This is a genomic window from Cupriavidus plantarum, assembly GCF_905397285.1.
In the GTDB taxonomy this organism is placed as follows: Bacteria; Pseudomonadota; Gammaproteobacteria; order Burkholderiales; family Burkholderiaceae; genus Cupriavidus; species Cupriavidus plantarum.
In genome coordinates, this window is record NZ_CAJPUX010000001.1 from 1837030 (window position 1) to 1861074 (window position 24045).

At 66.2% G+C, this 24045-nt stretch carries 22 protein-coding genes; 14 read left to right on the forward strand and 8 right to left on the reverse strand.

Translation table 11 applies throughout. The features are described from left to right. Positions 1-25: 25 nt before the first annotated feature. Both hpnD and KHP16_RS08410 read left to right on the forward strand, forming a co-directional pair. Entirely contained in the window at positions 26-868 is an 843-nt protein-coding gene (hpnD, locus tag KHP16_RS08405; protein WP_115952428.1) for a presqualene diphosphate synthase HpnD, read from the forward strand. A 31-nt stretch (positions 869-899) separates the two neighbouring features. Then, positions 900-2159: a Zn-dependent hydrolase gene (locus KHP16_RS08410; protein WP_109580864.1), complete on the forward strand. Its 1260-nt coding sequence runs from the start codon at positions 900-902 to the stop codon at positions 2157-2159. Positions 2160-2190: 31 nt separating this feature from the next. Here KHP16_RS08410 and KHP16_RS08415 read toward each other — a convergent pair whose 3' ends face one another. Next, complete coding sequence (locus KHP16_RS08415) at positions 2191-2610, reverse strand: hypothetical protein (RefSeq protein WP_109580863.1); 420 nt, start codon at positions 2608-2610, stop codon at positions 2191-2193. 183 nt (positions 2611-2793) lie between these two features. On the opposite strand from KHP16_RS08415, the gene ompR reads away from it, so the two are divergent. From ompR to KHP16_RS08445, 6 genes are all read left to right on the forward strand, one after another. After that, positions 2794-3516, forward strand: a complete 723-nt coding sequence (gene ompR / locus KHP16_RS08420) for an osmolarity response regulator transcription factor OmpR (RefSeq protein WP_006576352.1) — start codon at positions 2794-2796, stop codon at positions 3514-3516. A gap of 24 nt (positions 3517-3540) precedes the next feature. Continuing rightward, positions 3541-4893, forward strand: coding sequence for an ATP-binding protein (locus KHP16_RS08425; protein WP_109580862.1), 1353 nt, complete (start codon positions 3541-3543; stop codon positions 4891-4893). A gap of 171 nt (positions 4894-5064) precedes the next feature. Continuing rightward, complete coding sequence (tcuC, locus tag KHP16_RS08430) at positions 5065-6372, forward strand: MFS transporter (RefSeq protein ID WP_115952431.1); 1308 nt, start codon at positions 5065-5067, stop codon at positions 6370-6372. Positions 6373-6610: 238 nt separating this feature from the next. Further along, positions 6611-7159 (forward strand): peroxiredoxin, encoded by a 549-nt coding sequence (locus tag KHP16_RS08435; protein WP_109580860.1) that lies wholly within the window; start codon positions 6611-6613, stop codon positions 7157-7159. A gap of 94 nt (positions 7160-7253) precedes the next feature. Then, positions 7254-7775, forward strand: coding sequence for a carboxymuconolactone decarboxylase family protein (locus KHP16_RS08440; RefSeq protein WP_109580859.1), 522 nt, complete (start codon positions 7254-7256; stop codon positions 7773-7775). A gap of 194 nt (positions 7776-7969) precedes the next feature. Beyond that, positions 7970-8554 (forward strand): GNAT family N-acetyltransferase, encoded by a 585-nt coding sequence (locus KHP16_RS08445; RefSeq protein WP_109580858.1) that lies wholly within the window; start codon positions 7970-7972, stop codon positions 8552-8554. A gap of 7 nt (positions 8555-8561) precedes the next feature. Here KHP16_RS08445 and ispF read toward each other — a convergent pair whose 3' ends face one another. Then, a complete protein-coding gene (gene ispF, locus KHP16_RS08450; protein ID WP_109580857.1) occupies positions 8562-9068 on the reverse strand; it encodes a 2-C-methyl-D-erythritol 2,4-cyclodiphosphate synthase in 507 nt (168 codons plus the stop codon). Positions 9069-9077: 9 nt separating this feature from the next. Beyond that, positions 9078-9896 (reverse strand): 2-C-methyl-D-erythritol 4-phosphate cytidylyltransferase, encoded by an 819-nt coding sequence (gene ispD, locus KHP16_RS08455; protein WP_244214457.1) that lies wholly within the window; start codon positions 9894-9896, stop codon positions 9078-9080. A 172-nt stretch (positions 9897-10068) separates the two neighbouring features. Between ispD and mfd the strand changes: the two genes are divergently transcribed. The 6 genes from mfd to KHP16_RS08485 all read left to right on the forward strand — a co-directional run bounded on the left by mfd (position 10069) and on the right by KHP16_RS08485 (position 18199). Next, positions 10069-13530, forward strand: a complete 3462-nt coding sequence (mfd, locus tag KHP16_RS08460) for a transcription-repair coupling factor (RefSeq protein WP_109580856.1) — start codon at positions 10069-10071, stop codon at positions 13528-13530. A 101-nt stretch (positions 13531-13631) separates the two neighbouring features. Further along, positions 13632-14873, forward strand: a complete 1242-nt coding sequence (gene argE, locus KHP16_RS08465) for an acetylornithine deacetylase (protein WP_109580855.1) — start codon at positions 13632-13634, stop codon at positions 14871-14873. Between the two features lie 97 nt (positions 14874-14970). Continuing rightward, a complete protein-coding gene (serB, locus tag KHP16_RS08470) occupies positions 14971-15834 on the forward strand; it encodes a phosphoserine phosphatase SerB (protein WP_109580854.1) in 864 nt (287 codons plus the stop codon). A 127-nt stretch (positions 15835-15961) separates the two neighbouring features. Then, entirely contained in the window at positions 15962-16285 is a 324-nt protein-coding gene (locus KHP16_RS08475; protein ID WP_211959934.1) for a hypothetical protein, read from the forward strand. Then, the gene (locus KHP16_RS08480; protein WP_109580853.1) at positions 16282-16569 is read left to right on the forward strand and encodes a hypothetical protein; all 288 of its coding nucleotides are present in this window, start codon (positions 16282-16284) and stop codon (positions 16567-16569) included. Before KHP16_RS08475 ends, KHP16_RS08480 begins: the two co-directional genes overlap by 4 nt. Positions 16570-16579: 10 nt before the next feature. Further along, on the forward strand, positions 16580-18199 hold the full coding sequence (locus KHP16_RS08485; RefSeq protein ID WP_109580852.1) for a PepSY-associated TM helix domain-containing protein: 1620 nt from the start codon (positions 16580-16582) through the stop codon (positions 18197-18199). 62 nt (positions 18200-18261) lie between these two features. Here the strand turns inward: KHP16_RS08485 and KHP16_RS08490 are convergent, their stop codons facing one another. The 5 genes from KHP16_RS08490 to KHP16_RS08510 form a co-directional block, all read right to left on the reverse strand. Next, on the reverse strand, positions 18262-19497 hold the full coding sequence (locus KHP16_RS08490; RefSeq protein ID WP_115952435.1) for a cystathionine beta-lyase: 1236 nt from the start codon (positions 19495-19497) through the stop codon (positions 18262-18264). Between the two features lie 29 nt (positions 19498-19526). Continuing rightward, positions 19527-20099 (reverse strand): hypothetical protein, encoded by a 573-nt coding sequence (locus KHP16_RS08495; protein WP_109582633.1) that lies wholly within the window; start codon positions 20097-20099, stop codon positions 19527-19529. Between the two features lie 160 nt (positions 20100-20259). Beyond that, on the reverse strand, positions 20260-21444 hold the full coding sequence (gene bktB, locus KHP16_RS08500) for a beta-ketothiolase BktB (RefSeq protein ID WP_211959935.1): 1185 nt from the start codon (positions 21442-21444) through the stop codon (positions 20260-20262). Between the two features lie 111 nt (positions 21445-21555). Continuing rightward, the gene (rimO, locus tag KHP16_RS08505) at positions 21556-22938 is read right to left on the reverse strand and encodes a 30S ribosomal protein S12 methylthiotransferase RimO (RefSeq protein WP_179593415.1); all 1383 of its coding nucleotides are present in this window, start codon (positions 22936-22938) and stop codon (positions 21556-21558) included. A 69-nt stretch (positions 22939-23007) separates the two neighbouring features. Beyond that, positions 23008-23997 carry a tRNA dihydrouridine synthase gene (locus KHP16_RS08510; protein WP_211959936.1) on the reverse strand — a complete coding sequence of 330 codons (990 nt, stop codon included), beginning with the start codon at positions 23995-23997 and terminating at the stop codon, positions 23008-23010. Positions 23998-24045 lie beyond the last annotated feature (48 nt).

The window sequence follows — 24045 nt, forward strand, 5'->3', positions numbered from 1 at the left end:
AGCCCCCACATCCTCCGAGGCCGGCGTGACGCCCGATCAGTATTGTCAAGACAAAGCCGCCCAGAGCGGCTCCAGCCTGTATTACAGCTTCCTGTTCCTGCCGCAGGACCGCCGCGGCGCCATCACGGCCCTGCACGCATGGCGCCGCGAGCTGGACGACCTCGTCCACGATACGCACGACGCCGGCGTGGCGCATCAGCGCCTCGACTGGTGGCGCGGCGAAGTCCGCCGCCTGTTCCACCCCGACGGCGCCCAGGCGCCCTCCCATCCGATCACGCAAGCCCTGCTGCCCCATCGCTCGGCGCTGACCGAGGCGGACATGAACGAGGTGCTCGACGGCATGGAGATGGACCTCAATCAGTCGCGCTATCTCGACGAGATCGGCCTGCAGCGATTCTTCCAGTGCGTCGGCGGCGCGTTCGGCCGTCTGAACGCCCGCGTGCTCGGCTATCAGGACGATGCGACGCTCGCCCATGCGGAGAAACTGTGGCAGTCGCTGCTGCGCGTACACATCGTGCGCGACGTGGGCGAGGACGCGCGGCGCGGCCGCATCTATATTCCGGTGGATACGCTGCAGCGCTTCGAAGTCCCGGCGGCCGATATCCTGCAGGCGCGCCACTCGGAGCGCTTCGTCGCGCTGATGAAAGAACAGGCCGCGCGGGCCCGCGCGCTGAGGGATGAAGCGATGACGCTGTTGCCGCGACGCGACCGCCGCGCGCAGCGCGCGGCCCTCGTGCTCAGCGCGATCTCGCACAAGCTGCTCGATGAAATCGAAGCCAGCGATTTTCAGGTGCTGCACCAGCGCATCGCGCTGACGCCGCTGCGCAAGCTGTGGATTGCGTGGCGCACGTGGATGAAGTTCGCCTGAACCGGTTAATCCCCCTCTTTCGCATCCGACCATGACCCCCACTCTCGGCCAGACGATTCTCGACCACGCCAGCGCGCTCGCGCGTTTCTCCGACATGGAGGACGGCCTGACCTGCGCATTTCTCACGCCCGCGCACCGCGCCACGCAGGCGCAGCTCGTCAAGTGGATGGAAGACGCCGGCATGCAGGTCCGCATCGATGCGATCGGCAACGTCATCGGCCGTTACGCGGCGGATCCAGCGGTGACCGAGCCGAAGGTGCTCATGACGGGCTCGCACTTCGACACCGTGCGCAACGGCGGCCGCTATGACGGCCGGCTCGGCATCCTGCTGCCGATCGTCGTGGTCCACGCGCTCAACGTCGCTGGCATCCGCCTGCCCTATCACTTCGACATCGTCGGCTTCGCGGAAGAAGAAGGCCTGCGTTTCAAGACGAGCTTCCTCGCGAGCAGCGTGCTCGCGGGCCGCTTCGACGAAGCGCTGCTCGACCGCGAGGACGCGGACGGCATCACGATGCGCGACGCGCTGGGCGCGGCGGCCTTCCCCGGCGCGGCCGATCCGGCGGCATTGCGCGCGGCCGCGGTCGATCCCGCCACGCTCGCGGGTTTCGTCGAGGTCCATATCGAGCAGGGCCCCGTGCTGCTGAATCGCGGCCTACCGCTCGGCATCGTCACGCAGATCGCGGGCAGCAGCCGCTTCCAGGTTCGCGTGGAAGGCCTCGCCAGCCATGCGGGCACCACGCCGATGGACATGCGCCGCGACGCGGCCACCGGCGCCGCCGAGATGACGCTGCTCGTCGAGTCGCGCTGCGCGCAGGTACCCACGCTCGTCGGCACGGTCGGCCAGCTGCAGGTGCCAAACGGTTCCAGCAACGTGATTCCGGGGGCGTGCGTGTTCTCGATGGACATCCGCGCGGGGGAGGACGGGATTCGGGAGGCCGCGATCGCGGACATCCTCGCGGGCATTCAGTCCATCGCCGCGCGGCGCGGCCTGACCGCCACCGTGGATCGCGTCACGCCCGTCAACAACGCGCCGTGCGCGCGCTGGCTCATGGATCAACTCGGGGCAGTGCTGAAGAAGCGCGGGCTCGAAGCGTTCGAGCTGCCGTCGGGCGCGGGACACGACGCGATGATGATGCAGCGGATCACCGACGTCGCCATGCTGTTCGTGCGCTGCGGCAATGGCGGTATCAGCCATAACCCGCTGGAAACGATCACCGCGGAAGACGCGCAGCTCGCGGCGGAAACGTTCGTGGATTTCCTGCGGCATTTCCGCGCGGACCGCACGAACTGAAAGCGAGAAAGAAGAATGGAAAGCGGCGGCATCAACCGCCGCCGGAGTACATTTCCTTGCTGAGGTCCAACAGGTTCTTCCGCAGCGTCTTGCGCTCGTCGGGCGACAGGCGGGGATTGCCGCCGCCGGGCCCCTGCCGCGTGGCCCGTTCGGCCATGTCGCGCTCGGTGCGGTACTTCTCGGCACGGGCGCGCGCCTCGCGCTGGTCCGGACGTTCGTGGGCGGAATTTCCGGGGTTGGCGGGGTTCCCGGGATTGGCGGGATTGGCGTGAGCGCGGCCGTCGGAGGCCGGGGCGGACGGACGGTGAAGCAGATTGGCCATGCCCGCGGACTGCGCGCGCGCGGCAGATGGCAGCAGGCAAACGGCCATGACCAAGCCGGCAATCGATGCAGCCCGCGCGCGATTTTCGCCACGCAGGGTTTGCCCGTGCCGGTATTGCTTCACTTTCATTGGATAATGTCGGTTTCGATTTCCCGTCGTTGGCCCGCGTACAAACTGAACGGCGCGCCCGCCGGCCCAACGGTGAGCGGAGTGTAAATGCAGTGCCGATGCACGCCGCCATACCACGGGGTAAAGTATGTAACGTTTTGTTAAGCCATTTTGAGCAAAACCGATAGTCGCTAAGATACCGCCATGGAAAATACGAGCCACAAGATTCTCGTCGTGGACGACGACCCCCGCCTGCGCGACCTGCTGCGCCGCTATCTCGGCGAACAGGGCTTTACGGTGCTGGTCGCGGAGAACGCCACGGCCATGAACAAGCTCTGGCTGCGCGAGCGCTTCGACCTGCTCGTGCTCGACCTGATGATGCCCGGCGAAGACGGGCTCTCGATCTGCCGCCGCCTGCGCGGCGCCAACGACCAGACGCCGATCATCATGCTCACCGCCAAGGGCGAGGATGTCGATCGCATCGTCGGCCTCGAAATGGGCGCCGACGATTACCTGCCCAAGCCGTTCAATCCGCGCGAGCTCATCGCGCGCATTCACGCCGTGCTGCGCCGCAAGGGCCCCGCGGAAGTGCCGGGCGCCCCGTCCGAGACGCCCGAGACCTTCGCGTTCGGCGACTTCGTGCTGAACCTGGCCACGCGCACGCTGACCAAGAACGACGAAGAGATCACGCTCACCACGGGCGAGTTCTCGGTGCTCAAGGTCTTCGCGCGTCATCCGCGCCAGCCGCTCTCGCGTGAAAAGCTCATGGAAATGGCCCGTGGCCGCGAATACGAAGTCTTCGATCGCAGCCTCGACGTCCAGATCTCCCGCCTGCGCAAGCTGATCGAGCCGGATCCGGGCAACCCCCGTTTCATCCAGACGGTCTGGGGGCTCGGCTACGTCTTCATCCCCGATGGCGTGAAGTAATCCGGTCCGTCCACAGTCTGTATCGTGGCGACTGCCCTAGGCCGTACCGCAACGCGGTTCTTCGGTTCGCTGTTCTGGCGGACCTTCATGCTGATCGCCCTGTTGCTGGCGATCTCGCTGGGTATCTGGTTCCAGAGCTATCGGCTCTTCGAACGCGCGCCGCGCGCCCAGCAGATCGCCATGCAGGTGGTCAGCGTGGTCAAGCTCACGCGTGCCGCGCTTCTCTACTCCGACCCCGCGCGGCGCCGGTTCCTTCTGCTCGACCTCGTCCAGAACGAAGGCATCAAGGTCTATCCGCGCGAGAAGGATGACGACTTTGCCGTGCCCACCGCCAATCCGTTCCTGACGCAGCTCGTGCAGCAGGAAATCCGCGGACGCCTGGGCGAGGACACCGTCATCGCGACCACGGTCAACGACATTCCAGGCGTCTGGGTCAGCTTCGAGATCGAGGGCGACGACTACTGGGTCGCGATCAGTCCCGAGCGTTTCGAACGGGTGTCCGGCATCCAGTGGCTATGGTGGACCATCGCCGCCCTGCTGCTGTCGATCTTCGGCGCGGCGTTCATCACCGCGCGCGTGAACTACCCGCTCAAGAAGCTCGCCAATGCCGCGCGCCAGATCGGCACCGGCGGCGAAGCGCCACTGCTCAACGAGGATGGCGCGAGCGAAGTCGCGCAGGCCAACCACAGCTTCAACCAGATGGTGCGCGACCTGCGACAACTCGACGACGACCGCGTGGTGATGCTCGCCGGCATCTCGCACGACCTGCGCACGCCGCTCACGCGCCTCCGGCTGGAGACGGAACTGTCGCCGGCCGACACGGCCACCCGGGAGGCGATGATCTCCGACATCGAGCAGATGGACGCGATCATCGGACAGTTCCTGAACTACGCGCGTCCCGCGCAGGAAATGCTCGAACCGGTGGACCTGTCCGCGCTCGTCCAGGATGCGGTGGGCGTGTACGCGGCCGCGCACGACGACGTGCGCGTGCACGTCCGCAGCACGGGCCCCGTCATGGCGATGGCCAACCGCATGGAGGTGCAGCGCATTCTCGACAACCTCGTCGAAAACGCGCGACGCTACGCCAAGGACGAGGAGACGGGCATGGCCGTGGTGGAGATCACCACGCGCACCGAGGACAAGGAAGCGGTCATGACCGTAGCCGATCACGGCACAGGCGTGCCGGAAGCCCAGTTGCCCCTGCTCACGCGGCCGTTCTACCGGCTCGACAGCGCGCGTAGCGAGGCCAAGGGCGCCGGCCTGGGCATGTCGATCGTCAACCGGATATTGCAGCGCAACGGCGGCCGCCTCGTGCTGGCCAACCGGCAGCCGCCGGCGAGCGGCCTCGTGGTCAGCGCCTTCTTTCGGCGCGCGTGAGCACCGGATTTGGGCACATGGAAGCGCATTGACAGGTTTTCGACAGGCGTTGATAGGAAATTGAAAGGCCGTTGACAGGAGAATGACAGCGCGACGGCGCAGACTGCGTGGCATCACAGCAAGATGCCATCGCAGCCCTTCCCGGGCATCGGTGGCGATAGAGAGACACCCATGTCCAGCACCCCCGCCTCCGCCAGCAACGGCCCCTCGCAACACGGATTCCGCACCGTCTTCCGCGTCGTCAGCGGCAACTTCCTCGAAATGTACGACTTCATGGTGTACGGCTTCTACGCCGCCGCCATCGCCCGTACGTTTTTCCCCAGCGGCAATGAATTCGCTTCGCTGATGCTGTCGCTCGCGACGTTCGGCGCGGGCTTTCTCATGCGTCCGCTCGGCGCCATCGTGCTGGGCGCGTACATCGACCATCACGGCCGCCGCAAGGGCCTGATCCTCACGCTCATCATGATGGCGGCCGGCACGCTGCTGATCGCGCTCGTGCCCGGATACCAGACCATCGGCGTGGCCGCGCCGCTGCTGGTGCTGGCGGGCCGCCTGCTGCAGGGCTTCTCCGCCGGCGTCGAACTCGGCGGCGTGTCGGTGTACCTGTCGGAAATCGCCAAGCCCGGCCACAAGGGCTTCTACGTGGCGTGGCAATCGGCGAGCCAGCAGGTCGCGGTGATCTTCGCGGGCCTGCTCGGCGTGCTGCTGCACGCGACGCTGGCGCCCGCGGAAATGGATGCATGGGGCTGGCGCGTGCCGTTCCTGGTCGGCTGCCTGATCGTGCCGTTCCTGTTCCTGATCCGCCGTTCGCTCGAAGAAACCGAAGCCTTCCGCGCGCGCAAGCATCGTCCCACGCCCCGCGAGATCTATCGCTCGATGCTCGAGAACTACCGCATCATCATCGCGGGCTGCCTGATGGTCGTGATGACCACGGTGTCGTTCTACATGATCACCGCGTACACGCCGACGTTCGGCAAGACGGTGCTGCACCTCGACGAAGTGGACAACCTCGTCGTGACGATGTGCGTGGGCCTGTCCAACTTCATCTGGCTGCCGCTGATGGGCGCCGTGTCGGACCGCATCGGCCGCAAGCCGCTGCTCGTGACGTTCACGATCCTCACGCTGCTGACCGCCTATCCAGCCGTGTCGTGGCTCGTCGCGGAACCGTCGTTCAGCCGCCTGCTGATGGTCGAACTCTGGCTCTCGTTCCTGTACGGCAGCTACAACGGCGCGATGGTCGTGGCCCTCGCCGAGGTGATGCCGGCCGCCGTTCGCACGACGGGCTTCTCGCTGGCCTATAGCCTGGCCACGGCGCTGTTCGGCGGCTTCACGCCGGCCGTATCGACGTACCTCATCCACGCCACCGGCAACAAGGCCGCGCCCGGCCTGTGGCTCATGTTCGCCGCGGCCTGCGGCCTCGCCGCCACGCTCACCATCTTCCGCCAGCGCAATCAGGCACAGGCCTTACGCGCCGCCTGAATCTCCCCCTCCTTCGCTGTCATGCCATGTGCACACGCACATGGCATACTGACGGTTCCCATCGCGGTTTTCGGCATGCTTTTACCGGTGTCATTGTGCGGCGCCTATCGGCCTCTTTGAGATTATCAATTGGCCGCCCGGTGCCGAACCGCGCATAATTCTCCCCTGTTGCGAGACGCGTTTCACTGTCATCGCGTATCGCTTGCCTCTCTTTTCAACCGTATTTAGGAGAAGTCTGATGAAGACCGTTGGTGACAAGCTCGAAGCCTTCCAGATCGTTGGTGTCAAGCCTGGTTTCAACAACCACGAAGAGAACGGCCAATCGGCGTTCGAAGACATCACCGAAAAGTCGTTCGAAGGCAAGTGGAAGGTCATCTACTTCTACCCGAAGGACTTCACGTTCGTGTGCCCGACCGAAATCGTGGCCTTCGCCAAGCTGAACGGCGACTTCGCCGACCGCGATGCGATCGTGCTGGGCGGCTCGACCGACAACGAGTTCGTGAAGCTGGCATGGCGTCGTGAACACAAGGACCTGAACAAGCTGGATCAATGGCAATTCGCCGACGTGACCGGCTCGCTGATCGACCAACTGGGCGTGCGTGACAAGGCCGCTGGCGTGGCCCTGCGTGCAACGTTCATCGTCGATCCGGACAATGTGATCCAGCACGTTTCGGTGAACAACCTGAACGTCGGCCGCAACCCGGAAGAAGTGCTGCGTATTCTGGACGGTCTGCAAACGGACGAACTGTGCCCGTGCAACCGTGCTGTTGGCGGCGCCACGCTGTAATAGCCCACGTTCGCGTGAAGGGGTCCCCGACCGCTTCACGCGCGGAAGCCCGCTTCGTGCGGGTTTTTTGAGCCCAAGTCGATAGGAGAAATAAATGGAATTCCTCAGCACGATTAAGAACCTGATTCCCGATTATGCCAAGGACATTCGCCTGAACATCGACGGCACGATCGCCCGGTCGTCGCTGGAAGGCAACGATGCCGTGGGCGTGGCGCTGGCCGCCGCGTTTGCCGCGCAGAGCCGCGTGATCGTGGATGCCATCCGCAACGCGAATGTGCTGTCGCCCGAGGAAACCAACGCCGCGCTGACCGCCGCGTCGCTGATGGGCATGAACAACATCTGGTATCCGTACGTAGAAATGGCGGAGGATCCGGATCTGTCGAGCCAGCCGGCCGGGCTGCGCATGAACGCGTACGCCACCCATGGTGGTGTGGACAAGCGCCGCTTCGAAATGTACGCCCTCTCCGCGTCGATCATCGGCAAGTGCCACTTCTGCGTGAAGTCGCACTATCAACTGCTGAAGAACGAACAAGGCATGAGCGCGCAGCAGCTGCGCGACGTGGGCCGCATCGCCGCCGTGATCGGGGCCGCCGCCAACGTGATTGCCGCGCAGTAAGCGCAACGAAGCGCCCGGCACAACGCACGAACGAAAGAACGAACGCCCCCACGCAGGGCGGTCCCCGCAGCCCTCTCCTCCATCCAATGGGGAGAGGGCTTTTTTTGTTTGCGCCGCAATACAGGTTTTTTCGAGGCTGCACGGGTATGTCGATAGGCATACAATCGACGCACGACTGGCAAACAATCCTCCCCATGAGCACCCTGCCTTCGCATAACTCGCCCCGCTTCCGGTACCGCCTCGCGGCCGCGCACGATTGGGGCGATATTGCCGCGGTCACGCAGCAGGCCTATGCGCAGTACGAACTCGAGATCATGGAAGACTGCCGTGCGTCGTTCCAGCGCGGCATGCAGTCCGTGCTGGCGGCCTCCAAGAACGCGGACATGGAATGGTGGGTCGCGGAGAGCGACCATGGCATCAGCGGCGCGGTGCTGTTCTGCCATCCGGGCGCCACGCTGCCCGCGCTGGACGGCAGCACGATTACGCTGACGCAGCCCGAAGCGCGGCTGCTCTCGGTCAGTCCGCAGGCGCGCGGCCTGGGCCTTGGCCATACACTGATGCAGATCTGCATCCAGCGCGCGCGCGACATCGGCGCGACCACGCTCGTCGTCCGCGCCATGCCGGAGATGGAATCCGCCAACCGGCTCTGCCAGCAGATGGGATTCAGCAAACGGACGGAGGCCGGCGCGCGCAGCGGCGCGATGGCGCGCCTGATCGACTACGTGTATCCGATCACGCCCGAGGTCCCCGCCGCGCCGTCGCCAGCGCCGGCGCCCTGAGCCGGTATCAGTCCTGAACGTCGCCGCCGCGGCGCCAGATGAGCACGGCGGCTTGCGCGACGATGCCTTCCTGACGGCCCTCGAAGCCGAGTTTCTCGTTGGTCTTGGCCTTGACGTTGCAACGCGTCGGATCGATGCCGAGATCCTCGGCCAGATTGGCCACCATGCCGGTGATGTGCGGCGCGAGCTTTGGCTGCTGCGCGATCACGGTCGCATCCACGTTGCCGATCTCGTAGCCCGCCGCGCGCACGCGCTGGGCGCATTCGCGCAGCAGCACCCGGCTGTCCGCGCCCTTGAACCGCGCGTCGGTATCGGGGAAATGGCGGCCGATATCGCCGAGCCCGGCCGCGCCGAACAGCGCGTCGGTTACCGCGTGCAGCAGCGCGTCGGCATCGGAATGGCCGAGCAGGCCGCGATCGTGAGGAATGTCCACACCGCCGAGAATCAGCTTGCGTCCCGGCACGAGCGCGTGCACGTCATAACCCTGCCCCACGCGAATATCGAACGGATTCACTGCCACTCCTTAACTCTTGAATTCTTGAATAACGGTCTTTGGATTCGCGTCCGTGAGCAAGACCTCCGCCAGCGCGAAGTCCTCAGGATACGTGACCTTAAAATTGCGCAGCGAGCCATTGACGAGCCGCGGATGCAGGCCTAGCCGCTCGATGGCGCTGGCCTCGTCCGTGACCACGGCGCCCGCCGCCATCGCATCGCGCAGGGCTTCACGCAGGACGCCCACGCGGAACATCTGCGGCGTCTGCGCCTGCCACAGGCCGTCGCGCGGCACCGTGGTACCGATTCTCGCACCGACGCTTGCGTCATCCGCGCGTTTGAGCGTGTCGGGCACGGGCACTGCGAGAATGCCGCCGATCGCCGCATCGGGGTCGTCCTCGCCATCGGCCTCCACCGCACGCACGAGCGCATGGATCATCGCCGGCGTCAGCCCGGGCCGCGCCGCGTCGTGCACGAGCACCCAGTCGGTATCCACCGCGCCGAGCTGCGCCAGATGATGCAGCCCCGCCAGCACCGAGGCATGCCGGCTGTCGCCGCCGACGAAGGCCGTATCGAAACGCAGGCCCGCGAACGTGGCCGCGCCGAAGCGCGACTCCAGCGGCATGTCGTCGGGCGCAAGCACGAGCGCCGTGGCCGAGATCGCGTCGCAGGCGGAGAACGCCGCCAGCGCGTACCAGATCATCGGACGCCCGGCCACCGTCTGGTATTGCTTGGGCACGGCGCCGCCCGCGCGGCTGCCGGTGCCGGCGCAGGGAATCAGGGCAAAACGTCTGTCGGGACGGCCAGGGGCATCGGGGGGATCGGGGCGATCGGGACGCGGATGGGACACGGCTCTCCGGAGGGGCGATGTTCAGGTTTGTTGGCGGCCAGCAGTGTGGCCGGTCCGCATTCTATAATATGGCCCTCGCCCGCCGCCACACCGGCGCCCCGGGCACGCCGTACCGATGACCCCCGCCCGCGATGCCGGCGGGGCGCCGTCGTTTTGTAGCGCCCCGCCGCCAATGCCCGATACCAACGCTTCGTACCCGCCCTCGTACCCGTTTCTCTCGCTGCCGCTGATCAAGCCCGGCATGCGTCATGCCGTCACCGGACTGACCGGCTCGTCCGACGCCCTGCTCGTGGCCGCCTACATGCGCGCGCATCGCGCGCAGGTGCCGATGCTTGCCGTGGTGTGCGCCAACGCCACCGACGCGCAGCGGCTGGCCGAGGAAATTCCATGGTTCGCGCCCGAACTGCGTGTGCGCCTGCTGCCCGACTGGGAAACGCTGCCCTACGACAGCTTCTCTCCGCACCAGGACCTGGTGTCCGAACGGCTTGCGACGCTGCACGACATCCAGGGCGGACAGTGCGACGTGATGATCGTGCCCGCTTCCACGGCGTTGTACCGGCTGGCGCCGCCCGCGTTCCTCGCGGCCTATACGTTCTTCTTCAAACAGGGGGAACGGCTCGACGAGTCCGCGCTCAAGGCACAGTTCACGCTCGCGGGCTACGAGCATGTGAGCGCCGTGATGCGCCCGGGCGAGTACAGCGTGCGCGGTGGCCTCATCGATCTGTATCCGATGGGCTCCGCGCTGCCGTACCGCATCGACCTGTTCGGCGACGAGATCGAGACGATCCGCGCGTTCGATCCCGACACGCAGCGCAGTCTTTATCCGGTGAAGGAAGTGCGCCTGCTGCCGGGCCGCGAGTTTCCGCTCGACGACGCCGCGCGCACCGCATTCCGCGGCCGCTGGCGTGAAGTTTTCGAGGGCGATCCGACCAAGTCCCCGATCTACAAGGACATCGGCAACGGCGTGCCGTCGGCGGGTATCGAGTACTACCTGCCGCTGTTCTTCGAGTCGAGCGCGACGGTGTTCGACTATCTGCCCGCGGATACGCAGCTCGCATTCTCGGGCAACGTCGATGACGCCATCCGCCGCTTCTGGGCCGATACCACCCAGCGCTACACCTTCATGCGGCACGACCGCGAGCGTCCGCTGCTGCCGCCGTCGGACCTGTTCCTGTCCGAGGAGCAGTTCTTCGTCGCGGCGAAGCCGCTTGCACGCCTCGTGCTGCAACGGGAGGCCGAGAGCGGCGTGCAGGCGCCCGTGGCCGCGCTGCCCGACGTCTCCGTCAATCGGCGCGCCGAGGACCCGCTCGTCAATCTCGAATCGCTGCTGCTGAACAAGGCGACGCGCGTGCTGATGTGCGCGGATTCCGCCGGCCGCCGCGAAACGCTCATGCAGCTGTTTGGCGAAAGCGGCCTGCGGCCGCATCCCGTTGACGACTTTGCGGCGTTCCTCGCCAGCGACGCGCATTTCTCGATCGCGGTGGCGCCGCTGCAGAGCGGCTTCGCGCTGCCGGCGGGCCCGTTTGCGTTCGTCACCGAGGCCGAACTCTATGCGGGTACCGCGCGCCGCGCGGGACGCCGCAAGCAGGAACAGGCGAGCGCGGTCGATTCGATGGTGCGCGATCTGGCCGAGCTCAAGGTCGGCGACCCCGTCGTGCACAGCGAGCATGGCATCGGCCGCTATCAGGGCCTCGTCACGCTCGACATGGGCAACGGTGACGAAGAGTTCCTGCACCTCGACTACGACAAGGGCTCGAAGCTCTATGTGCCCGTGCATCAGCTGCATGTGATCTCGCGCTACTCGGGCGCCGATCCCGATACGGCGCCGCTGCATCACCTCGGCACCGGCCAGTGGGACAAGGCCAAGCGGCGCGCCGCGCAGCAGATCCGCGATACCGCGGCCGAACTGCTGAACCTGTACGCGCGCCGGGCGCTGCGCGAGGGCTTTGCCTTCCCGCTGTCGCCCAAGGATTACGAGACGTTCGCCGAGAGCTTCGGCTTCGAGGAGACGCCCGACCAGGCCGCCGCGATTGCCGCGGTCATCGCGGACATGACGTCCGGCAAGCCGATGGACCGCCTTGTCTGCGGCGACGTCGGCTTCGGCAAGACCGAGGTGGCGTTGCGCGCCGCGTTCGTCGCCGTGCTTGGCGGCAAGCAGGTGGCGATGCTCGCGCCGACCACGCTGCTCGCGGAGCAGCATTTCCAGACGCTGTCCGACCGCTTTGCCGAATGGCCCGTGCGCATCGTCGAGCTGTCGCGTTTCAAGACGAAGAAGGAGATCGATGCGGCCATCAAGCTGATCAACGAAGGCAGCGTCGATATCGTCATCGGCACGCACAAGCTGCTGTCGGACGAGGTCAAGTTCCAGCGCCTCGGGCTCGTCATCATCGACGAGGAGCACCGCTTCGGCGTGCGGCAGAAGGAAGCGCTGAAGTCGCTGCGCGCGGAGGTCGATGTGCTGACGCTGACCGCGACGCCGATCCCGCGTACGCTTGGCATGGCGCTCGAAGGCCTGCGCGATTTCTCGGTCATCGCCACGGCGCCGCAGAAGCGGCTCGCGATCAAGACGTTCGTGCGCCGCGAGGAAGACGGCGTCATTCGCGAGGCCATCCTGCGCGAGCTCAAGCGCGGCGGCCAGGTCTACTTCCTGCACAACGAGGTGGAGACTATCGAGAACAAGCGCGCGAAGCTCGCCGAGCTCGTGCCGGAAGCGCGTATCGCCGTCGCGCATGGCCAGATGCACGAGCGCGAGCTCGAACGCGTGATGCGGGACTTCGTGTCGCGCCGCGACAATATATTGCTGTGCACGACGATCATCGAGACCGGCATCGACGTGCCGACCGCCAACACGATCCTGATTCACCGCGCGGACAAGTTCGGCCTCGCGCAGCTGCATCAGTTGCGCGGCCGCGTGGGCCGTTCGCACCACCAGGCCTATGCGTATCTGCTCGTGCACGATCCCGAGGGCCTGACCAAGCAGGCCCAGCGCCGGCTCGAGGCCATCCAGCAGATGGAGGAACTCGGTTCCGGGTTCTATCTCGCCATGCACGACCTCGAGATTCGCGGCGCGGGCGAGGTGCTAGGCGACAAGCAGTCGGGCGAGATCCACGAGATCGGCTTCCAGTTGTACACGGACATGCTCAACGCCGCTGTCAAGGCGCTCAAGGCGGGCAAGGAGCCGGATCTGATGGCGCCGCTGCAGGCGACCACCGAGATCAACCTCGGCACGCCCGCGCTGCTGCCCAACGACTATTGCGCCGATGTGCACGAACGTCTGTCGCTGTACAAGCGGCTGGCCAACTGCGAGACGGCCGAGCGCGTGGACGACATTCAGGAAGAGCTGATCGACCGCTTTGGCCGTCTGCCCGCACAGGCGCAGGCCCTCGTGGAAACGCATCGGTTGCGGATTGCCGCGGCGCCGCTGGGCGTGCGCAAGATCGATGCGGGCGAGGCCAGCATCAGCGTGCAGTTCGTGCCGAACCCGCCGATCGACGCGATCCGCATCATCGACCTCGTGCAGAAGAACCGTCATATCAAGCTCGCCGGTCAGGACAAGCTGCGCATCGAGGCGAAGATGCCCGACGTTGCCGTGCGCGCGCAGACGATCAAGCATACGCTGCGGCAACTGGCCTGAAACCTGCATGCGGGTGTAGCATGGCCTGTCGGGCCTGCCGCACCCCGCCCCATCGCATACTGCTCGCACCCTCTCATACCGATACTTACGGACACCGCCCCATGTCAGCCGAAACGCTCGCCCGGACCGCCATCGCCCCCGCCACCGACGCCCCCACCGACACCAACGAGGCCTCCCTGGGCGCGCTCGACTGGACCAAAAAGCTCGTCTCGTTCGATACCACGTCGCGCAATTCGAACCTCGGCCTGATCGAAACCGTGCGCGATCATTTCGCGGCGCGCGGGCTCAAGCCGCACCTGAGCTACAACCCGCAGCAGAACAAGGCCAACCTGTTCGTCACCGTGCCCGCCGCGAATGGCGCGACCAATGGCGGCATCGTGCTGTCGGGTCACACCGATGTGGTGCCCGTCGATGGGCAGGACTGGTCGAGCGATCCGTTCGCGCCCGTCATTCGCGATGGCAAGCTCTTTGGCCGCGGCACCTGCGACATGAAGGGCTTCATCGGCACGACGCTGTCGCTGCTGCCGGCGCTGCTCGAGACGCGCCTGCGCGAGCCTGTGCACTATGCGCTGTCGTTCGACGAGGAAGTCGGCTGCATGGGCGCGCCCTACATGCTGTCCCAACTGCGCGACCTCGGCATTCAGCCGGCGGGCTGCATCGTCGGCGAGCCCACGAGCATGCGGACCATCGTGGCGCACAAGGGCATCAATGCCTATCGCTGCTGCGTGAAGGGCCAGGCCGCGCATTCGTCGCTGACCCCGAAGGGCGTCAACGCGATCGAATACGCCGCGCGGCTGATCTGCTTTATCCGCGACATCGCGGACGAGTTCAAGGCGCAGGGTCCTTACGATCAGGCGTTCGACGTGCCTTTCACGACGGCGTCCACGGGCACGATCCAGGGCGGCATCGCGATCAATACGATTCCCGCGCTGTGCGAGTTCGTGTTCGAGTTCCGCAATCTGCCGGGCGTGGATCCCAAGGCGATCATTTCGCGTATCCAGTCGTACGCGGGCGACGTGCTGCTGCCGCGCATGCGCGGCGAACATGCGGACGCGGACCTCGTCATCACGGAAATCGCGGCGGCGCCATCGCTCGACGCGGCCGAACAGGACGCCATCACGAAGCTCGTCCGCGCGCTGACGGGCGACCGCGATATCAACAAGGTGGCCTATGCGACCGAGGCCGGGTTGTTCCAGCAGATGGGCGTGCCGGCCGTGGTGTGCGGGCCGGGGGATATTCAGCAGGCGCACAAGCCGGACGAATTCGTGGCGCTAGACCAGCTGGACGCTTGCGAGAAGTTTCTGCGGAAAGTGGTGGGGAGTTTGAAGGCGGAGTCCGCATAAACGGAGTTCGCATCAAGTCAGCGGAATCAGGGGCGGCCCGCCGCCGCGAATCGCTACAATAGCGCCTTCGCCCAGCCTCCCCCTCCGCCTTGCCGCCATGCCGCTGACCCTCCAGAGCCTCTCCCCCCTCTCCGCCGCCGACCTCGATGCCGTGCGTGCGCTTGCCAGCGCGTCTCCGCTGGTCCCGCGCGACGGGGCTGTGGCGGCGAGCGTGGCCGTAGCCGAGACGAGCGCGCCGTTGACCCCCGCGCTGCACGAGAGCCTCGATGCCTACTGCATGCCGCGCGGCATCGACTGGGCGATTCTGCCGGCCGCCCGCAAGCTCGCGGATTTCAAGCTCGTGGCCATGGATATGGACTCGACGCTGATCACCATCGAGTGCATCGACGAGATCGCGGACTTCTGCGGGCTGAAGGCCGAGGTGTCGGCCATTACCGAAGCCGCCATGCGCGGCGAGATTACCGATTTCAACGAAAGCCTCCGCCGCCGCGTGGCCTTGCTCAAGGGTCTCGACGCGTCCGTGCTCGACCGCGTCTACGCCGACCGCCTGAAACTGTCGCCCGGCGCCGAACGCATGCTCGAAGGCGTGCAGGCCGCTGGCATCCGCACGCTGCTGGTCTCCGGCGGCTTCGTGCATTTCACCGACCAGCTGAAACCGCGCCTCGGCCTCGATTTCACGCGCGCCAACACGCTGGAAATCGTGGACGGCAAGCTGACCGGGAACGTCGTCGGCGAAATCGTCAACGCGGACGTCAAGGCGCGCACCGTGCGCGAGGTCTGCGCCCAGATCGGCGCCGACCCGTCGCAGGCCATCGTCATGGGCGACGGCTCCAACGACCTCAAGATGATGGCCATCGCGGGCCTGTCCGTGGCGTTCCGCGCCAAACCCGTGGTGCGCGCGCAGGCCAGCGTGGCGTTCAACCACGTCGGACTCGACGGACTGCTGGAACTGCTGAAATAAGCCGGACGAGGCGCCCGTCGGGAGCGCCTCGAACATTACAAAATTGTCGTATTACCTTGATTTCCTTGTGGAATCAAATACGAATCATTATTATTTCAGCTTCCCGAATTCCAATGAACGGATGTTCATGCAAGGCATTGCCGTCCTGCTGGGGCTGGTGGCCGCCGCGTGCCTGTACCTGGCCGCGCCGAATCAGGTCCTGATTTCCCCCGCGCGCCGGCCGCTGTCGCCGCGCGCCCTTTGCCTGCTCGCGCTGGTCCTGACCGTGGCATCCGCGTGGACCATGAGCGTGCCCGAAGGATGGGCCGTGGCCATCGCCGCCACGCTGATCACGCTCACCTGCTGCCTGTCGCTGTGGCCGTTTATCGGCACGTGGGCCAGCCACCGCCGCGGCGTGCGCGATATGTCGGATACGTCCGAGGACGGAACCTCACAGGGCAGCGCATCATGATGGGCACCAAATGGCTCGCGGGCGCGCTGCTGGGCCTGCCGCTCGCGATGGCGCTCTGCACGCTGGGCATCCTGTGGTTGCCCGGCGGCTGGGAACGCGGCATCGTCGTCGCGGTGCTGCTGACCTTCCCGCTGTGGGTCGCGATCATCAGCGGCAGCCTGCTCTTCGGCACGAGCCGCGCGGCATGGCTGTGGCTCGGCGCCGCCAACCTCGTCTGCTTCGGCATCCTGTGGGCCGTGCGCGCATTCCATGCGATGCCGCCCGCCTCCACGCTCGGCTCGTAAGGACTGTCCGATGAAAGCCAATACGCTCCGTCTTTACCAGACGCTCCACACCTGGGTCGGCCTGATGGCCGGCTGGGCCCTGTTCATCGCGTTCTTCGCGGGCGCGATCACCGTCTTTCACCACGAGATCCACGTCTGGCAGAACCCTGCCCGCCTCGAAGGCCATCAGGCGGCCGAGGTTCAGGTCGATGGCCCCGCGATCGATGCCTTCGTGCAGAAGCTCATCCGCGTGCAGCCCGATGCGGCCGCCAGCGTCTACGTGGGTCTGCCGAGCAAGGAGGAGCCCGACTTCAACGCCTACTGGATGGACAAGGCGGGCGAGTGGCACCACATGAACGGCGAGCGCCTCAATGGCGACGCGGCCGCGCAGCGCATGACCTCCACCGACCATGTGGCCGGCGAGCTCTCGGCGTTCCTGAACTCCCTGCACTATGCGCTCGGGCTCGGCATGAACGGCATGTATTTCATGGGCGTGATTTCGGTGCTGTATGGCCTCGCGCTGGTATCGGGCGTGCTGCTGCATCTGCCGCGCCTGAAGAAAGACCTGTTCGCGGTGCGGCCGGGGCGCAATCTCAAGCGCTTCTGGATGGACGCGCATAACGTGATCGGCCTGTTCAGCCTGCCCTTTCACATGGTCTTCGCGGTCACCGGCGCGCTGTTCTGCCTGTCGCTGGTCCTCGTGATGGTCTTCAACATGCTGACGTTCGACGGCAAGCTGATGGAGGTCATCCCGCGCGTGACGGGCGCCACGGACGAGGTCGCGGCGGCCAACCGTCCGGTGCCGACCATGACATCGGCGGAGTTGCTGCGCATTGCACGCGAGCACGGCGGCGAGCATTTCACGCCGGAGGCGATCCGCTTCCAGCGGTATGGCGATGCCAACGCCGTAGCGGAAGTACGCGGCGACAGCGCGCGGGCACTCGGCAATGGCGGCTCGATCGGCATTCACGCCGCGGCGGGGGAGCCCAATGCCGGTCAGGTGATCGCCAACCAGACGCCGGGTGCGCGCGATGGCAATCACGCGTTGTATAGCGCGCTGTACGCGCTGCATTTCGGCACCTTTGGCGATCTGGCGGTGCGGTTCGTGTATCTGCTGGCGGGTCTGGCGGGAGCGTTCCTGTTCTACTCGGGGAACCTGCTGTGGATCGAGTCGCGCCGCAAGACGCGCCAGGCGGACCAGCCTCGTGTGCATCGGCTGCTGGCGCAGGCGACGGTCGGTGTCTGCATCGGCTGCTGCATTGGCGTCGCCCTGTGCTTCCCGGCCGCGCTGCTGTGGCCCGCGCGGGCGGTGAGCTACGTGTACTGGCCGGTGTTCGGGCTCGCCATCGCCTGGGCGCTGATCCGTCCGCCGGTGCGGGCGGCCATCGAACTGCTGTATGTCGCGGCGCTGGCGTCGCTGACGGTGCCGCTGTCGAACGCAATCCTGACGGGCGACCACCTGTTTGCGGCGGCGCTCGGCGGGCGGTGGGCGGTGGCCGGATTCGATATCGGAGCGATCGCGCTGGCGGTCGGATATGTCGCCCTCGCCCGCGCCACACAACGCCGGTCGCGGAACGGCCCGGCGGAGTCCGTATGGGCGCCGCGGACGGCGCCGACGGGCGAAGCCGCCGCCGCGGTCCGGGCGTCTTGAACCGAGACCGACATTCGCAACACGGGGCGCTTCAAGCGCCCCCCGTTTCTTCCCCGTTTCGTTTAGCCCAGCGTCCTGTCCATCGCCTGCCGCAAATCCGCGATCAGGTCTCGCGTATCCTCCAGCCCGATATACAACCGCACGAGCTCGCCAGCATGCTCCCATCCGGCCGGCGGCCACGTCCCCGCGGCGCGCATCGTGGGCACGTGATACGGCACGGCCAGGCTATGCGCCCCGCCCCACGACCAGCCGATCGCGAACAGCTTCAGCGCCTCGACGAAATCATCCACCTGCTTGCGCGAATAGCGGTCGTGCAGCAGGATCGAGAACAGCCCGGTCGCCCCAGTAAAATCCCGGCGCCATTCGGCGTGTCCCGGGCACTGCGGCAACGCGGGATGCAGCACGCGCGTGACTTCCGGCCGCTGCAGCAGCCATTCCGCAATCTCGCGCGCCGCGCGGTCATGCGCGGCCAGTCGCACGGGCATGCTTTGCAGCCCTCGCAGCACGAGGAAGCAGTCGTCGGCCGACACGCCCCACCCCATCACCATCCGCGTCCGGCGCAGCCGCTCGTAGAGCGTGGTATCGCGGACGATCGTCGCGCCCATCAGCACGTCGCTGCCGCCCGACTGGTATTTGGTCAGCGCCTGCACGGAGATATCGATGCCCTTGTCGAACGGCTGGAAATACAAGCCGCCCGACCACGTATTGTCGATCGCCGTCACCACCCCGCGCGCGCGCGCGGCGGCCACGATGGCCTCCACGTCGGGCACTTCCATGGTGACCGAACCCGGCGACTCGAGCCAGATCAGCCGGGTGTTCGGCTGAATCAGCTCGGCGATCCCCGCGCCGACCATCGGATGGTAGTAGCGCACCGACACGCCATAATCGCGCGCCAGCCAGTCCGCATGATCGCGGTTGGGTCCATACACGTTGTCGGGAATCAGCACATCGTCGCCGCTCTTGAGCAACGCGAAATCGACGAGCGAAATCGCCGCCATGCCCGACGGAAACAGCAGCGTATGCCTGCCGCCCTCGATCTGCGCCAGCTGCTGGCACAGCGCCTCGCTGGTCGGCGTGGCATGCAGCCCGTACCGCCAGTATGTCTTGGACGGATCGCCATACGCGCGCAGTTCCGCGAGCGTGTTGAACACGACCGTCGAACCCCGATACGTGGCCGTCGAGAACGAGGCGAAATTCGGCGGGATATTCAGGTCCGGCTGCACCGCAACGGTCTGCGGATAATGCGCGGGACGGCCGCCAGCCTGGCGGTCATCGGAAGAAGACGAATGGTCTGACACAGCGCGATCCTTGGCTGAAAGAGTTCAGGTCAATATCCGTTGATCGACGACTTCGGCGGCGGCGGCGCGTACGTGACGCCGCTGGACGGCCGCATGTCGAATGGCGGAATCACGAGGTAGCCGCCAAGCGGCCGGATCATGAACGGCAGCACGATCGCGGGATTGAAGGCGTCGGTCCAGGTGCCGCGCACCGCGCCACGATCGTCGATCTGCCCTTCCCAGTTGCCCGAGACGCGCGTGCCGTCGTCGGACTCTTCCATCAGGAACGAACCGTTGTCCCACTCGCCCGACAGTAGCCGCACGTCCTTGCTGTCGCCGGTCGAATACTCGCCCTGCAGGCTGTCGCGCGTATCGCTCTTGGGCCCGATGCGCAGGCGCACGGATTTGTCCCCGACCTTGCCGACATAGACCGGCAGTTTCGAATACTCGGGACGCGGGGCGAGCGGGCCCACGGGCCCGGTGGAGAGGGACGTGCCGCGACGCGCCTCGCCATCGCGGATCGCTTCGTTGATACCCAGCGAGCCGGTCGACAGCGAGGTGCCATCGGCCGCGTGGCCCGCGGTGGGCAACGCGACGGACAGCGTGGCGGCAAGAATCGACAGCGTCGAAAGGAATGGGGCGGCACGGACCACGATCGACCTCGATGAAACAGTGGAAAGAGGAATGCGCCGCCAGTTTACCCGCAGATGGCCTGCAGGATGCGATGTCGGATGCGCTCGGAAGAGATGCGTCGACTGCAGGCGCCCGACCGCAGGCCTTCGACTACAGGCGTTCAAAGATGGCGGCAATGCCCTGCCCGCCCCCGATGCACATCGTGACCAGCGCATACCGGCCCTGCACGCGCTGCAGCTCATGCACGGCCTTGACCGTGATCAGTGCGCCCGTGGCGCCGATCGGATGGCCCAGCGAGATACCGGAACCGTTCGGATTGACCTTGGCCGGATCGAGGCCCAGCGCCTTGGTCACGGCGCACGCCTGCGCGGCAAAGGCCTCGTTGGCTTCAATGACGTCGAGGTCCTTGACCGACAGACCGGCACGCTCCAGCGCGATCTTCGTCGCCGGCACGGGACCGATGCCCATGGTCTTGGGATCGACGCCCGCGTGGCCATACGACACGAGGCGCGCGAGCGGCTTCAGGCCACGGCGCTCGGCTTCGGCGCGTTCCATCAGCACCACGGCCGCGGCCGCGTCGTTGAGGCCGGAGGCATTGCCGGCCGTGACCGTGCCGTTTTCCTTGGCGAAAACGGGCTTGAGCTTGGTCATGTCCTCGATGGTCGCGTCGTGGCGCACGTGCTCGTCGGTATCGAACACGACGTCGCCCTTGCGCGACTTCACCGTGACCGGAACGATCTGATCCTTGAAATACCCGGCGCGGATCGCCGCGGAAGCGCGACGGTGCGATTCGAGGGCCGTCTCGTCCTGCTGGCCGCGCGAGATGTCGTACTCCTTCGCGACGTTCTCGGCGGTCACGCCCATATGGATATTGTGGAAGGGGTCGTGCAGCGCGCCGAGCATCATGTCGAGCAGCCTGGCATCGCCCATGCGCGCACCCCAGCGGGCGGCCGGCGCCAGATACGGCGCGCGGCTCATGCTTTCGGCGCCGCCGCCGATCGCCACCTCGGCGTCGCCGAGCAGAATGGTCTGCGCCGCGCTCACGATGGCCTGCAGGCCCGAGCCGCACAAGCGGTTCAGCGTCAGCGCGGGCGCATGGATCGATACGCCGCCCTGCACCGCGGCCACGCGAGCCAGATACATGTCCTTCGGCTCGGTGTGAATCACGTTGCCGAACACGACGTGGCCGACGTCGTCGCCGCTCACGCTGGCGCGGGCCAGCGCCTCGCGCACGACCAGTGCGCCGAGGTCCGTCGGCGCTACGTCCTTGAGGCTTCCGCCGAAGGTTCCGATCGCGGTACGAACGCCGCTTACCACCACCACTTCACGCGTCATGTCTGTCTCCATGATTGATGTTGCGGCGCACAGTATAACGGGACCTCAGCGGGGACGAACGATCGTACTATTACCTAATCATCCTACAACTTCGTAGGAGGACCAGCGCCTTCAGGCGATCTCGCCCCAGAGGTCATGGCCGTCCGCGCCGGTGATCTTCACCTGCACGAACTCGCCCGCACGGTAGCGCTGCGACGTCTTCGTTGCTGGCGCGATATACACCAGACCGTCGATCTCCGGCGCGTCCGCCGACGACCGGCCGATGCCGCCATCCTGATTCAGTTCGTCGACCAGTACGCGCAGCGTCTGCCCCACCTTGCGCTGCAGGCGGCGCGCCGAGACCGCTTCAGCGACTTCCATGAAACGCGCGCGGCGTTCCTCGCGGACCTCGTCGGGCAGCGCGCCCGGCAGGTCGTTGGCCGTGGCCCCATCCACCGGCGAATAGGCGAAGCAGCCCACGCGGTCGAGTTCGGCTTCGGCGATAAAGTCGAGCAGCGTCTGGAACTCTTCCTCCGTCTCGCCAGGGAAGCCCGCGATGAACGTGCTGCGGATCGTCAGCTCGGGGCAGATCTCGCGCCAGGCGCGGATGCGGTCCATCGTCTTCTCGGCATTGGCGGGACGCTTCATCCGCTTGAGCACGTCCGGATGCGCGTGCTGGAGCGGCACGTCGAGATACGGCAGCACATGGCCCTGCGACATCAGCGGAATGATTTCGTCCACGTGCGGGTACGGATAGACGTAATGCAGGCGCACCCATGCGCCATACTGCGCGGCCAGTTCGCCGAGCGCGGCCACGAGTTCCGTCATGCGCGTCTTGAGCGGACGGCCGGCCCAGAAGCCCGTGCGGTACTTCACATCCACGCCGTACGCGCTCGTATCCTGCGAGATCACGAGCAGTTCCTTCACGCCGGCCTTGAACAGGTTCTCGGCTTCAAGCATCACCTCGGCCACCGGACGGGACACGAGGTCGCCGCGCATCGACGGGATAATGCAGAACGAGCAGCGATGATTGCAGCCCTCGGAAATCTTGAGGTAGGCGTAATGCTTCGGCGTCAGCTTGATGCCGGCCGCCGGCACGAGATCCGTGAACGGATCGTGCGGCTTGGGCAGGTGCGTGTGCACGGCCTGCATGACCTCGCCCAGCGCGTGGGGACCGGTCACGGCCAGCACCTTGGGATGCACCGAAGACACGATATCCTGCCCCGCCGCATCCTTCTTGGCCCCGAGGCAACCGGTCACGATCACCTTCCCGTTCTCGTTCAGCGCTTCGCCGATGGCATCCAGGCTCTCCTGCACGGCCTCGTCGATAAAGCCACAGGTATTGACCACCACGAGATCGGCCCCGTCATAGGTTCCGCTGATTGCGTACCCCTCGGCACGCAACTGCGTGATGATCTGTTCGGAGTCGACGAGGGCCTTGGGGCAGCCGAGGCTCACGAATCCCACATTCGGAATACGGTCTTTGTTCGTCGTTGATTCTGCAGGGTTTTTCACGGGTCAATCCAAATGTGGGGCGTGCGGGCGAGACATGGCCGCCCAGCGATTCAAAGCCAATCGCGCATTTTAACCGCTTGCCAGAGTTTCTCGGTGCCCGGTACCTGACATGGCGCTGGCGCCCGCGATCACGTCGAGAATGTCGCGCGAATCCTGCAGGCGCCGGATTGCGGCGTGCAGTTCAGCAGCTTGCGGCCACGTCCGCTTGAGATAGCTGAGCCACATCTTGACGCGTCCGTGCTCGTGGCGAGGCGTCACGCGCGCTTGCAGCTTTCTCAGGTAGTCGACGAGCAGACTCAGCACGGCTGGCCACTCTTCGTGGGAAGCCGTCCGATCCATCAGTCCGCGGATACGCAGGGCCAGGAACGGGTCCGACACGGCACCACGCCCGATCATGACGTCCGCGCAGCCGCTGACCGCCCGGCACCGCTGCCAGTCGGACACGGTCCAGACATCGCCGTTGGCGATGACCGGCACCTTCACCGCGTCGTCGATCCGTGCGATCCACTCCCAGTGGGCCGGCGGACGGTAACCATCGTCACGGGTCCGGGCATGAACGACCAGATGCGCCGCGCCGCCTTCCGCCAGCGCCGTCGCACAGTCGATGGCGAGCGAGGTGTCGGACACGCCGAGCCGCATTTTCGCCGTCACGGCGATGTCGGCGGGCACCGCCGCGCGAACGGACGACACGATACGGTGGAGCTGTTCAGGATTGGCCAGCAGCATGGCGCCGCCACCGTGCCGGTTAACGACTTTGGCGGGGCAGCCGAAGTTCAGATCGATGCCATGCGGCGACAGACCGGCCGCCCGGGCGGCATTGACCGCCATCCATTCCGGGTCGCTGCCGAGCAATTGAATCACCATCGGCGTGCCGGCGGGGGTGCGGCCTCCGTCAAGGATTTCGGGCGTGTCGCGCTCGTAGACCCGCATGGGAAGCACCGAACCCGTCACGCGGACGAATTCCGACACGCACCGGTCGAATCCGCCTGTGCGCGTCAATACGTCGCGCAGCACGCAGTCCGCGAGACCTTCCATCGGTGCAAGATACAGCTGGCTCATGCGAAAACGGCGTCCACATGGACGCCGATGCCTTGAAAGACCGCGATC